Origin of the sequence: Arthrobacter zhaoguopingii, assembly GCF_009828605.1 — a bacterium.
Lineage (GTDB): Bacteria > Actinomycetota > Actinomycetes > Actinomycetales > Micrococcaceae > Arthrobacter_D > Arthrobacter_D zhaoguopingii.
This window is the reverse complement of record NZ_WIAE01000001.1, coordinates 479,741-491,621: the sequence shown is the minus strand read 5'-3', so window position 1 is coordinate 491,621 and position 11,881 is coordinate 479,741. Positions and strand designations below refer to the sequence as shown.

10 protein-coding genes and 2 tRNA genes are annotated in these 11,881 nt (G+C 67.9%); 3 read left to right on the top strand and 9 right to left on the bottom strand.

What is annotated here, in order from left to right:
- Positions 1-415: 415 nt before the first annotated feature.
- The gene (locus tag GVV77_RS02165) at positions 416-901 is read left to right on the top strand and encodes a M23 family metallopeptidase (RefSeq protein ID WP_246199570.1); all 486 of its coding nucleotides are present in this window, start codon (positions 416-418) and stop codon (positions 899-901) included.
- A gap of 65 nt (positions 902-966) precedes the next feature.
- Here the strand turns inward: GVV77_RS02165 and GVV77_RS02160 are convergent, their stop codons facing one another.
- From GVV77_RS02160 to GVV77_RS02135, 6 genes are all read right to left on the bottom strand, one after another.
- A complete protein-coding gene (locus tag GVV77_RS02160; protein WP_159615921.1) occupies positions 967-2,157 on the bottom strand; it encodes an acyl-CoA dehydrogenase family protein in 1,191 nt (396 codons plus the stop codon).
- Between the two features lie 228 nt (positions 2,158-2,385).
- Positions 2,386-2,459: transfer RNA gene (locus tag GVV77_RS02155), tRNA-Ile, on the bottom strand.
- Positions 2,460-2,623: 164 nt separating this feature from the next.
- The gene (locus GVV77_RS02150; protein ID WP_159615919.1) at positions 2,624-3,823 is read right to left on the bottom strand and encodes a glycosyltransferase; all 1,200 of its coding nucleotides are present in this window, start codon (positions 3,821-3,823) and stop codon (positions 2,624-2,626) included.
- A 47-nt stretch (positions 3,824-3,870) separates the two neighbouring features.
- Positions 3,871-4,746, bottom strand: coding sequence for a DMT family transporter (locus GVV77_RS02145; RefSeq protein ID WP_159615917.1), 876 nt, complete (start codon positions 4,744-4,746; stop codon positions 3,871-3,873).
- A 72-nt stretch (positions 4,747-4,818) separates the two neighbouring features.
- Entirely contained in the window at positions 4,819-5,472 is a 654-nt protein-coding gene (locus tag GVV77_RS02140; RefSeq protein ID WP_159615915.1) for a CDP-alcohol phosphatidyltransferase family protein, read from the bottom strand.
- A gap of 45 nt (positions 5,473-5,517) precedes the next feature.
- Positions 5,518-6,333: a phage holin family protein gene (locus GVV77_RS02135; RefSeq protein ID WP_159615913.1), complete on the bottom strand. Its 816-nt coding sequence runs from the start codon at positions 6,331-6,333 to the stop codon at positions 5,518-5,520.
- A 397-nt stretch (positions 6,334-6,730) separates the two neighbouring features.
- Here GVV77_RS02135 and GVV77_RS02130 point away from each other — a divergent pair, with 397 nt between their 5' ends.
- Positions 6,731-7,954, top strand: a complete 1,224-nt coding sequence (locus GVV77_RS02130; RefSeq protein WP_159615911.1) for a multidrug effflux MFS transporter — start codon at positions 6,731-6,733, stop codon at positions 7,952-7,954.
- A gap of 64 nt (positions 7,955-8,018) precedes the next feature.
- Here the strand turns inward: GVV77_RS02130 and GVV77_RS02125 are convergent, their stop codons facing one another.
- Positions 8,019-9,506 carry an SDR family oxidoreductase gene (locus tag GVV77_RS02125; protein WP_159615909.1) on the bottom strand — a complete coding sequence of 496 codons (1,488 nt, stop codon included), beginning with the start codon at positions 9,504-9,506 and terminating at the stop codon, positions 8,019-8,021.
- Between GVV77_RS02125 and GVV77_RS02120 the strand changes: the two genes are divergently transcribed.
- Positions 9,505-9,642 carry a hypothetical protein gene (locus tag GVV77_RS02120; RefSeq protein ID WP_159615907.1) on the top strand — a complete coding sequence of 46 codons (138 nt, stop codon included), beginning with the start codon at positions 9,505-9,507 and terminating at the stop codon, positions 9,640-9,642. The genes GVV77_RS02125 and GVV77_RS02120 overlap by 2 nt on opposite strands.
- 85 nt (positions 9,643-9,727) lie before the next feature.
- On the opposite strand, the gene GVV77_RS02115 is transcribed toward GVV77_RS02120, so the two are convergent.
- Together GVV77_RS02115 and dnaG are read right to left on the bottom strand one after the other, a co-directional pair.
- A tRNA-Asn gene (locus tag GVV77_RS02115) sits at positions 9,728-9,800 on the bottom strand.
- A 55-nt stretch (positions 9,801-9,855) separates the two neighbouring features.
- Positions 9,856-11,868: a DNA primase gene (dnaG, locus tag GVV77_RS02110; RefSeq protein WP_159615905.1), complete on the bottom strand. Its 2,013-nt coding sequence runs from the start codon at positions 11,866-11,868 to the stop codon at positions 9,856-9,858.
- Positions 11,869-11,881: the final 13 nt, after the last annotated feature.

The window sequence follows — 11,881 nt, the reverse complement described above, 5'->3', positions numbered from 1 at the left end:
GATGATCGCCCTGATCGCCGTGATGCTGTCGGCTTCGGCAGGACCGGCAGGACCGGGGATGACGACGGCGGGGCCGGAAGGATCGGCTGAACCGACGGCACTGTCTCGGCCAGAAGGCTCAGCCTGGCTGGTGCAATGGGCCAGCCCGGTCGAATCGACTGAACCGATGGCACTGTCCGGGCCGGGAGGCTCTGCCGGGCTGATACAGATGTCGGGTCCGGGAGGGTCGGGAGGCTTCGCCGGGCTGATACAGATGTCGGGTCCGGGAGGGTCGGGAGGCTCTGCCGGGCTGATACAGATGTCGGGTCCGGGAGGGTCGGGAGGCCCTGCCGGGCTGATACAGATGTCGGGTCCGGGAGGGTCGGCGGAACCGATAGCGCTGTCCGGGCCGGGAGGTTTTGCCGGGCTGATACAGATGTCGGGTCCGGGAGGTTCTTCCCGCACGGAGTCCCTGCAGGGCGCACCGGCGGGCGACTACGTGCCGCCGTGGTCCTGGCCGCTTCCGCCCGTCCCTGCCGTCACCCGCCACTTCATCCCGCCGCCCGAGCCGTGGCAGTCGGGCCACCGCGGGGTGGATCTTGCGGTCGGACCGGGGAACGACGTGCTCAGCCCGGCCGATGGAGTTGTGACCTTCGTTGGCATGGTCGCCGGCCGGCCGGTGCTCAGCATCGGCCATGAAGGAGGCCTCGTGAGCAGCTTCGAGCCGGTGAAGAGCACGCTCACCAAGGGAGCCCAAGTGGAGCGGGGCCAAAAGGTGGGCACTCCCGCGGGGCCGCCGCACTGTCCCTTCGCCTGCATTCATTGGGGCGTTCGCCGTGACGGAAAGTACGTCAATCCGCTCAACTACGTCACCGATCGCCGCCCGTCGGTCCTGCTTCCCCTCCCGGGGGGGCTGAGATGACGCCCCGAACGCAGGAGACCCCCGGAATCCTTATGATCCCGGGGGTCTGCGCGGCCAGCTGGCTGCTACACGAACGCGGCGATGCCGGTGATTGAGCGCCCCGCCACCAGTGTGTTAATTTCCTGAGTTCCTTCGTAGGAGTAGATCGCCTCGGCGTCCGAGAAGATCTTCGCCATTTCGTAGTCGGTGACGATGCCGTTGCCGCCGAGGATGTTCCGCCCTGCCGCGACGCTCTCGCGCATGCGCGCCGTCGTGAACGCCTTGGCCAGCGCGGAGTGCTCGTCCTTGGCCTGGCCGAGGTCCTCGAGCTGGGAGAGCCGGACCATCATGCCCATCGAGCTCATCGCGTTGCCCAGGATCTGCACCAGCTGCTGCTGCACCAGCTGGAAGGACGCGAGCGGGCGGCCGAACTGCTGGCGTTCCACCGCGTACCGGCGTGCCACATCGAACGCCGCCATCTGCTGACCCACCGCCTGCCAGCCGACCGACAGCCTCGTCACCTTGAGCACCTTGTTCGTGTCGCGGAAGCTGTTGGCCCCCTTGAGGTGGAAGTCATCCGAAACCACAACGTTCTCCAGGACGATATCGGCGTTCTCCACCGACCGCAGTGCGATCTTGTTCTCGATCCTCGTGGCCGAGTAGCCGGGGAGGGTTGTGTCGACCATAAAGCCCTTGACCTGGTTGTCCTCGACGTCGCGGGCGTAGATGACGACCCAGTCGGAGAAGGTCGCGTTGCCGATCCAGCGCTTGGCACCATTGAGGATCCAGTTGCCGCCGTCGCGGCGGGCCGTGGTCCGGGTCCCCCCGGCGACGTCGGAGCCGCCCAGGGGTTCGGTCAGCCCAAACGCCCCAATCTTGCGGAAGGCGTAGATGTCCGGCAGCCACTCCTCCTGCTGCTCCTTGGAGGCCAGTGCTTCGATGGAGCCGGTGAACAGCCCGTCGTGGACACCCATGAACGTCGCGATGGAGGTGTCGGCGCGGGTGAATTCCGAGTGCACGATGCCTGCGAAAAGGTTCGAGTAGCCCTGGCGACGGATGGGGCTGACGACGTCGAGCTCGGCAAGCTTGGGGATGATGCTCTTGGGGAACACGCCCTCGTTCCACCAGCCGATGGCGTTCGGGCGGACTTCGGCGTCAAGCCACGTCCGTATTTCGGCCAGCCGCGAGCGCTCCTTGTCGCTCAGCAGGGCTTCGAATGCGAGGAAATCGCCGTCGGCATAGGGCAGGTTGTTTAGGTCGATCTGGAGCTTGCTCATGAGGGTTCCTTCGTCCCGATCCTCAACGATCAGGAATGTCGGCCGGCCGGTGCTGGTGGCGCGCGGGGCGCCGTTCACCAAGGTTACCCGTCGGTAACATAGTGCGCCAGTAGGAGCCGGAGGGCGTGCCGCGGGGATGGCAACGGGACGGCGGACACAGGGAACGTCGGACAGGGGACGGCGAACAAAAAGATCCCCGGAACCTTCTGGTTCCGGGGATCTTCCGTGTAGGGCTGCTGGGGCTTGAACCCAGGACAAACGGATTATGAGTCCGCTGCTCTAACCAGCTGAGCTACAGCCCCGCGTGCCGGGCGACGACGGACGCGCCGGCGGCACGGTTTATTGTATCCGCTCGGCCGGAACCGCCCGTCGCCCCGAAACGGAACGGGAAAGCCGGTCCTGCCGAGGCCACGGGCCGGGCTCGCACCGGGGCGCGGGGAGGAGCCGGCCGGGACACAAACCGGAGCTACGCGAGTTCGACCTCCACGCTGAGCCCGTAGTAGAGCCGTTCGAAGGTTTCGAGAGTGGCGTCGATGCTGTGCTTCTCGACGAGGGAACGGCTTGCCTTGCCCATCCGCTCCCGGTCGGCGTCCGGCAGGGTGACGAGTTCGGTGATGCGGCGGCCCAGCTCGTGGCTGTCGTAGGGAGTGAAGAGATAGCCGTTCTCGCCGTCGGCCACGAGGTGCGGCAGTGCCATTGCATTGGCCAGCAGCACCGGGGTCGACGCCGACATCGCCTCGAGCGTCACCAGCGACTGCAGTTCCGCGGTGCCGGGCTGGCAGAAGATGTCGGCGCGGAGGTAGGCGAGGCGGAGTTCCTCGTCACTGACCAGACCGAGGAACTTCACGCGGTTCCCGATTCCGAGGCGTTCGGCCTGGGCCTGCAGCGCCCGCTTGACCTCACCGCCGCCGATCACCTCGAGGTGGACGTCCAGCTCGGCGGGGGTTTTCGCCACGGCGTCGATCAGCACGTCGACGTGCTTCTCTTCGGCCAGGCGCCCGACGAAGAGCACCGTCGGGTGCTTTCGCGGGGGCAGCTGCTCGCCGGGGCGCGGCTCGTACGCCGCGGCGTCGATGCCGTTCGAGATCGGCAGTACCCGGCGCAGGAACGCGTGATCGTGCATCGCCTTGGCCGCCAGCGGGGTGGGCGTGGTGACGGCGTCGGCCTTGCCCATCACCCGGCCCATGTCGCGCCAGGAGTTCTTGGCGACGATGCGCTTGAACCACTCGGGGAAGGGCAGGAAAGGGTTGAGGTTCTCCGGCATGAAGTGGTTGGTGGCGATCACCCGGATGCCGCGCTTCACCGCTTCGTAGAGGGTGTACTCCCCCACCATGTAGTGGCACTGGACGTGCACGACGTCGGGCTGGACGCGGTCGAACAGCATGCTGATATCGCGCTTGATCTCCCACGGCAGGCAGATGCGCCAGTAATCGTGGGTGGGCACGCTGTGCGAACGGAGCCGGTGGACCGTCCATGCCCCGGCTGGCTCCTCGGTGTAGCTCCGGCCGTTGGCCGGGTTAGGCGCCAGGACGTGCACGTTGTGGCCGCGGGCGGCCATCCCCTTGGCCAGGCGGTACCCGAACTGGGCGGCACCGTTGATATTGGGCGGGTAGGTATCTGCGGCAATCAGGACGGTCAGTGGCTTGGTACCAGCCGGATAACTCACTTTGGATCCCCTACGTAGGTGTCGGTAGCGGCAGAGCGCCGTCGTCGTCAGCGCCGCCGCCTCACGACATCAGGATGATGGCGCGATAACGCAACCACTCCAACGATAGCAATCAATGCGGCCCCGGCCATTCCAATCGCGGTGACGGTGGGAACCTCTGGCTTGAGTTCCCCCAGAATCGTAATGCCGACGGCGATTCCCACGATCGGGTCGATCACCGTCAGCCCGGCGATCACGAGGTCCGGCGGGCCTGTGGCGTAGGCGCTCTGCACGAACCACGACCCGAGCAGGGCGGCGGCAACCAGCGCGACGACGCTATACCAGGGGACGTTCAGAAGGAACCGCCCGTTGGGGTCGAGCAGGTGCGTCGCGACGATCTTCGTCAGCACCGCCACAAACCCGAAGAGCACTCCGGCGCCCAGGATGTAGGCGAAGGCGTTAAGCCGCCGGCGCGCCACCAGGCCAAGGGAGCCAAAGACGACGACGGCGAGGGTGAGCAGCAGCACCGCCGACAGTTCCTGGTTCACGCCCACGCGGTGCTCCTCCCGGGTGACGTTCACCGCGAGCAGGACGAACAGGGCGCTGCCGGTGACGCAGGCGGTGATCGCGGCCACGGTGGGCCGGTTGAGCCGGATCCCCTGGTCCTTGGAGTTGATGATGGTGGTGATCACCAGGGCGACGGCGCCAATGGGTTGGACGACGGTGAGGGTCGCCATGGCCAGGGCGACGACGTTCATCCCCATTCCGGCCACCAGCAGGGCGAGGCCGAACACCCAGCGGGGGTTGCGCATCAGGCGCAGGAGGGCGGCGGAGCCAAGCGCCAGGCCTCCGGTGTTCGCACGCACGGCGCTGCCCTGGCGCTGGGCGCCGAGGGCTAGGCAGGCAGCCCCCAGCAGGGCGAGGAGAATCGCGACAAGCGTCATGGGCGCACCGGTTGCCGCCGCTGCCCGCACCCTCCGCCTGGCCCCCGCCGGTGGGGGGTCGCCCGCGGCGGATCAGCCCTCACGTGCCGTCTCTGCCGCCGGCTGGGTCAGTTGCCGGCCGGCCGCGCGCTCGGCGCGGTGGAGGCGGTGGGCCGCGGTGAAGTACCCGTAGAAGGCGATCAGGTGGCCCACGCAGCCCGCGATCAGGAGCCCATGGGCGACCGCCAGGAGCGCTGGGTCGTCATACCCGGGCACCCGGTGAAGGAGCAGCAGCGGCGAGCCGAGCAGCAGCAGGGCCGTGCGGATCTTCCCCACGACGCTGACCCGCAGCCGCAGCCGGCTGCCGAAGAGGATCAGGGCGTTGGTGATGAGGATGGCGTCGGGGATGACGATGGACCACACCAGCCAGGCTGGTGCCACTCCGTCGACGACGAAGGTGATGGCAACGATGATGAGGGCCGTGCGGTCGGCGACCGGGTCGAGCCACTGGCCCACCGAGGACACCTGGTTGAAGCGCCGGGCGAGGTAGCCGTCAACCCAGTCGGTTGACCCGACGAGCACCAGGGTGACCACAGCCGGACCATACTGGTCGGTGATGATGAACCAGACGAACAACGGAACCCCGAGGAACCGGACCAGCGTGACGGCGTTGGGCAGGGTCCACGCGGTCGCCAGCACGGGCCCTTCTCCGCCGGGACGCGTGCCGGCGCCGATAAGTCGAATCACTAAGTGCCTCCACTGCCATTATGCAGGCAGATCCGGGCCGATCCGCTATTTGGCAGCCAGGCGGCGGACCATCACGGCCAAAGCCACGAGGGAAGCGCCAAGGACGCTCAACGGCTGCCAGCGGTCCTTGAGCTCGATCGTGTGCGGAACGGGCTTCTCGACGGCGGTCGCGGCGACGGGGGTACCCTTCCGTTCGGCGCGCTCCGCGCGGGTCTGCGCGGCGCGCGCCCTGACCTTCTCGCGGTTCTCGGCGAAGCGGCTCTTGACGTCGAGGCGGCTCCCCAGCGAATCGCGGGCCTCGGCGATGTGGATCCGGCGCTCCCCGGAGCGTCCGCGCAGTTCTTCGTACGAGGGCGTGGGCTCCTTGGGCTTGCGCTCCTGCGCCTTCTCGGCCTCCTCCTGCTCGTCCTTGGGCTTCTTGACGTCGAGCGTCGCGGGGTCGAAGCTCCGGCCTTCGCGCAGGACACCGATGTCGTACCGTACGCCGCGGATCGCGTCCTCGGGCAGCAGCGGGAGGGCCTTCTTGAAGCGCGAGACACCGATGAGGCCGATGATCGCCGCGAGGACGAGGAACAGCGCGGCAACCAGCAGGGCGGCGAGCCAGGCCGGCATGATCGTCGCGAGGCCCATGATGCCCGCCACGAGCAGGGAGATCGCGAAGGCGACGAGAAAGACCACAGCGACGGCGAGGAACGCAGCCGCGACCCCGGCCTTGATTCCCTTTTGCTTCATCTGCTCCAGAGCCAGCGAGTATTCGTCGCTGAGCTGGCGTGGGGTGAGCCGCGCGAAGAGCCGAAGAATGCCAAAGAGGGAAAGCGAGCCGGTTGACCGCTTGCCGCGTGTACTAGCCGAGCTGCTCATACGCCCTGCCTCCATTCGTGATCCTGCTGCCTGAGAGATACTGACCCTAAAATTACCACCGGTGGGAGGAGGGTCAGCCGTAAATTGTTTCCTCTGCGTACTTGCGGACGGCTCTTGCTCCGGCTGGACCGGCCCGCTGCCCGCATTCCCAACACACTACGTCAGTGGGAAGCCTGCTTAGCACCCATTTCCCCGGGAGACGTTCTAAGATATCCAAGACACTGGTTCGCCACAGCAACTAAAAGGCGGGCCTGATGCGGCCTCGATCCGTCGGCCCACGTCATGAAACGGCGCAGCGCGGCGCCTCCCTACCGTTTCGATCCCCCGGTGGAATAGCGTTGCTGACGACCGGGGCCGCCCGAGCCACCCCGAACCACCCCGTCCCGATAGGTATCCCTTGACCACCCCGATCTCCCCCGGCGACAGCCTCTCCCGCAGGGAGAAACTGATTTACGTTGGCATTCTCGGCGCCCTGACGGCGCTGGGCCCCTTCACCATCGACCTCTACCTTCCGGCCTTCCCCGCGCTGCAGCGCGACTTAAACGTCACGGAAGCCGAGGTCCAGCTGACCCTCACCGGCACGATCATCGGTCTTGCCGTGGGCCAGCTCATCGTGGGCCCGCTCAGCGACAAGGTCGGCCGGCGGATGCCGCTGATCCTGGCCACCTCGCTCCATGTCGGAGCGTCGATCGGCGTAGCGCTGTCCATGGACATCAGCATGCTCATGTTCTTCCGCGTCCTGCAGGGCGTGGGTGCCGCGGGCGGCGGCGTCGTGGCCCTGGCCACGGTCCGCGACCTGTTCAGCGGGTATGCACTGGTGCGGATGTTCTCCTACCTGGCCCTCGTCAACGGTATGGCCCCGATCTTCGCCCCGGTGATCGGGTCGCAGCTGCTGGTGGTGGTGGACTGGCCGGGGATCTTCTGGTTCCTGGCCGCCTACGGGATCCTGGTGATTGTCGCCGTTTCGGTCTTCATCATCGAGACGCTTCCGCCGGAGCGCCGGAAGAGCTCCGGCTCGACCGCGCTCCAACGGTACCGCGCGGTGCTCACGGACCGGATCTTCCTCGGGGTGCTGCTGGTCGGCGGAATGAACTTTTCGGGCCTGTTTTCCTACCTGTCGGCATCGCCGTTCCTCTTCCAGAACCTCTACGGGCTCAGTGAGCAGCAGTACGGCCTGCTGTTCGGGATCAACTCCCTCGGCATCGTCGCCGGCGTGCAGATCAGCTCCCGCGTGCTGCGGAGATACGGGCCGCAGTGGGTGATTGCCGCCGCCACAGTCGTCATGCTGGTGATGTCGCTTCTGATCCTGGCGTTCGACCAGCTGGGGCTGGGCCTGTGGGGCACCGCGGTCCCCCTGTGGTTCTACATCATGGCCGCCGGATTCGTCTTCCCCTGTGTACAGGTGCTTGCCCTCTTCAACCACGGCGCACAGGCCGGCACCGCCGCCTCGATCCTCGGGGCAGTGACCTTCGGTCTGGCCGGTGCCGTTTCACCGATCGTGGGCGTGCTGGGCATCGACAGCGCCACCCCCATGGCGGTGGTGATGGCCGCCTGCATCACCCTGGCCATCGTGGCCCTCTGGACGATCGTGCGGCCACGCAGCGTGCCCGCGCTGGCCTAGCCGCCGGGCGCACATTCCCGGCACGACGGAGGCCGGCGGGCCCGGGAGCGCCGCCCCGGTCCGCTCAGTCCGCCGTTCGGGCGGCCTGGGCCTCGGCGGCCCGGGCGATGTTGCGGGCCATCGGTTTGAAGATGAAGTTGTGGAAGGGCAGCACCGCGAGCCAGTAGAGGCGCCCTGAAAGCCCACGGGGAAAGAAAACTGCGCGCTGCCGGTAGGTGCTTCCGGTGCCATCCGGTTCGACGCTCAGTTCAAGCCAGGCCCGGCCGGGAACCTTCATCTCCGCCCGCAGGCGGAGCCGCTCCCCCCTGACCAGCTCCTCGACGCGCCAGAAGTCGAGCGCTTCGCCGGTGAGGAGTTCGTCGGCGTCCCGTCGGCCCCGGCGCAGGCCGACGCCGCCGACCAGCTTGTCCATCCACCCCCGGGCGGCCCAGGCGACGGGCCAGGAGTACCAGCCGTTCTCGCCGCCGATGCCTTCGACGACGTTCCACAGCGCTGCGGCCGGGGCGGACGAGCGGTAGGTCTGCAGGTCGGTGAAGACGGTGTGGCCGGCCCACTGCGGGTCCGACGGCAGCGGGTCCGCCACGGCGTCGGAACTCGAGGCACCCGCCCAGCTGGTTTCGACCTCGCCGCCGCGCATCTTGCCGAGCGCCAGGTCGACCGCCGTGCGGTAGCCCGTCAGTCCGCCGTCGGGCACGGGGATGTACTCGTCGATGTCGTGTTCGGCGGTGATGGCGTCGTGCTGGAGCGACTCGATGAGAGGCATGGCCATCACCCGCGGAATGGGAGTGACGAGGTTCACCCAGTGCCCGGCCAACCGCGGGGTCAGTACGGGCAGGGCCAGGATCGTCCGGCGGGGCAGGCCCGCCGCCTCGGCGTACTGGTTCATCATCTCGGCGTAGGTCAGCACCTCCCGTGAACCGATGTCGAAGGTCCGGTTCACGCCCGCGGGGAGGCCCAGGGCACCGATGAGGTACTGGATGACGTCGCGGACGGCGATGGGCTCGATCCGGTTCAGCACCCACTTGGGCGCGGGCATCACGGGAAGGACGTCGGCAAGGTGGCGGATCATTTCGAAGGACGCGGATCCCGAACCGATGACGACGCCGGCCTGGAAGGCGATGGTCGGGGTGCCCGACTCGAGCAGGATGCGTCCGACCTCGGTGCGCGAACGCATGTGGGTCGACAGGGCCACCCCGTCGGGGTGGAGCCCCCCGAGGTAGATGATGCGCCCGACCCCGGCGGAGGTCGCAGCGGAAGCCACAGTGGCCGCGATCGATGATTCACGGCGTTCGAACCCGCGGCCCGACCCCATTGAGTGAACCAGGTAGTAGAGGGCGTCGACGCCTTCGCAGGCGGCCTTCATGGTCTCAGGATCCTGCAGGTCGCCCTGGACGACCTCGACACGCTCGGCCCAGGGGACGTCCTTGAGCTTTTCGGGCGTGCGCACCACCACCCGGACGGTGTGGCCTTCGTTCAGGAGGCGCGAGACGAGCCGTCCACCGATGTAGCCGGTGGCGCCCGTGACGAGGATGACACTGCCGTGGGAGTTCATGGCTCAACCCTACGCCCGCAGGACCCTCCATCAGCAGGGCCCCGGTGCCGCAGCAGCCGCACCCCGCGAGGATGCACGGCAGGCAGGCCGGGCCGAGGCGGCCCTCGAGCGTTCCGCGCTGGCCTCGCTGCGGTAACCGGGAACCCGGGAGGTTCGAACCCAGGAACCGGACCCAAAAAAGAAGGGCCGTTGACGGGAAAACCCGTCAACGGCCCTGATTGCTCCTCCGACTGGACTTGAACCAGTAACCCTTCGATTAACAGTCGAATGCTCTGCCAATTGAGCTACGGAGGAAAGCGGCAGATACAACTTTACATACGAAACCGGGTGAAGTGAAATTGGCGCCGGATCAGTCCGGCCGGAGCTGCCGGCGCTGCATCTCGAGGTCCATCAGCTCACGCTGCAGCTGGTTGTAGAGCACCGGATCGGCGGCCGGATCCATGCGCTGAAGCTGCCCCAGTTTCTCGGCCTTCTGCTGGGTGATCCGCAGCTCGGTCAACCGGTTCAGGATGTCCCGGCAGTACACGGCCATGGCATCGGCGTCCTTTGCCGGCAGGGGACGCACGGCGAGCTCGCTCACGAGCGGCCGCAGCACGTCGGGCACCTCCCGGCGCACCCGCTCGACCCACTGCGCGGCATCGGTCCCGGCGGCTCCCGCAGCGAGCACGGCGGTATGCAGCGCGGCGTAGACGGGCACCGAGAACGGGGCGTCGCCGAACCGCTCCCACTGGGTCGCATCGAGCAGTCCCGGCTGCTGCAGCACCACCTCCAGGGCTTCACGCTCCATCCGCGCCATGGGATCGCGCGGATCCGGCCGGGTGAACTGAGGCTGGTCAAGGACCCCCTCCGCGGCGGGACCGTCCTGCCCGGACCCCGGAGACCCCATTTGTGCGTCCCCGGCCGGGGAGGCCGGCCGGTCGCCGCCGGAGGGCCCGCCGTACCCGGCGCGGCCGGAGTCCGTACGCCCGGACCCGGAGCCCGCCGAGGCCCCTTGAGTGGCCGACGGCGCCGCACCCTCACGGCGTGCGGCGGCCGAGACGGCCCGCGCCACCTGGTCCTCCCCCACGAACTGCATGCCCAGCCAGCGCGAGAGCTCCCGCGTGTAGGTGGAGCGCAGGGACACGTCGCGGATGCGCGCAACGATGGGGGCTGCATGGCGCAGCGCCTTGACCTGGCCCTCGCCGGTGGTCAGGTCGAAGTTGGCGAACGAGGCCTTGATGGCGAATTCGAAGAGGGGCCGGCGGTCGGCGATGAGGCTTCGCACCGCCTCGTCGCCGCGGGTCTGGCGCAGGTCGCACGGGTCCGCGCCCGAGGGCTCCACGGCGACATACGTCTGGGCGATGAAGCGCTGGTCCTCCTCGAAGGCCCGCAGGGCGGCCTTCTGCCCGGCGGCATCACCGTCGAAGGTGAAGACGACCTCTCCCCCGGTGCCGTCGTCGGAGAGCAGCCGGCGGGCGATCTTGATGTGGTCCGCGCCGAACGCCGTACCGCAGGTCGCGACGGCGGTGCCCACGCCCGCGAGGTGGCACGCCATCACATCGGTGTACCCCTCGACGACCACCAGCTGGCGGGTCCTGGCGATGTCCTTCTTGGCGAGGTCGATGCCGTACAGGACCGACGACTTCTTGTAGAGCGAGGTCTCCGGAGTGTTCAGGTACTTCGGCCCCTGGTCCTCCTCGTACAGCTTCCGGGCCCCGAATCCGACCGTGTCGCCGGTGATGTCGCGGATGGGCCAGATCAGCCGGCCGCGGAAGCGGTCGTAGAGGCGCGAGGCGTTCGTCGAGGAGACGCTGAACATGCCGGTGAGCTTGAGCTCGTCGTGCGTGAAGCCCCGCCCGGTGAGGTGGTTCAGCAGTCCGTCCCAGCCTTGCGGGGCGTAGCCCACCCCGAAGTGGGCGGCGGCCTCACGGTCGAAGCCGCGCTCCTGAAGGAACTGCCGTCCGGCGGCCGCCCCGGGGGTCAGCAGCTGGTCGCGGTAGAACTCCGCGGCGATCTTGTGCGCGTCGAGGAGGCGCTGGCGCCGGCCGACGTCCTCCCGGCGCGGCCCGGTGCCCCCGTCCTCGTAGTGGAGCTCGAGGCCCAGGCGTGCGGCGAGTTTCTCCACCGTCTCGGTGAAGGAGGTGTGGTCGAGCTTCTGGAGGAACGAGATGACGTCGCCGCCCTCGCCGCAGCCGAAGCAGTGGTAGGAACCCAGCTGGGGGCGCACGTGGAAGGACGGCGACCGTTCGTCGTGGAAGGGACACAGCCCCTTGTAGGAACCCACGCCCGCGGACTTGAGGGTGACGTAGCCATCGACGATTTCCTTGATGTCGGTGCGCTGGCGTACCTCATCGATGTCTTCGCGCTTGATGAGTCCGGCCATGACAACAGTTTAG

Coding starts and splice junctions, on each gene's coding strand:
- GVV77_RS02165 (WP_246199570.1), top strand. CDS start 416: ATGTCGGGTCCGGGAGGTTCTTCCCGCACGGAGTCCCTGCAGGGCGCA.
- GVV77_RS02160 (WP_159615921.1), bottom strand. CDS start 2,157: ATGAGCAAGCTCCAGATCGACCTAAACAACCTGCCCTATGCCGACGGC.
- GVV77_RS02145 (WP_159615917.1), bottom strand. CDS start 4,746: ATGACGCTTGTCGCGATTCTCCTCGCCCTGCTGGGGGCTGCCTGCCTA.
- GVV77_RS02135 (WP_159615913.1), bottom strand. CDS start 6,333: ATGAGCAGCTCGGCTAGTACACGCGGCAAGCGGTCAACCGGCTCGCTT.
- GVV77_RS02120 (WP_159615907.1), top strand. CDS start 9,505: ATGGCTCAACCCTACGCCCGCAGGACCCTCCATCAGCAGGGCCCCGGT.
- GVV77_RS02125 (WP_159615909.1), bottom strand. CDS start 9,506: ATGAACTCCCACGGCAGTGTCATCCTCGTCACGGGCGCCACCGGCTAC.
- dnaG (WP_159615905.1), bottom strand. CDS start 11,868: ATGGCCGGACTCATCAAGCGCGAAGACATCGATGAGGTACGCCAGCGC.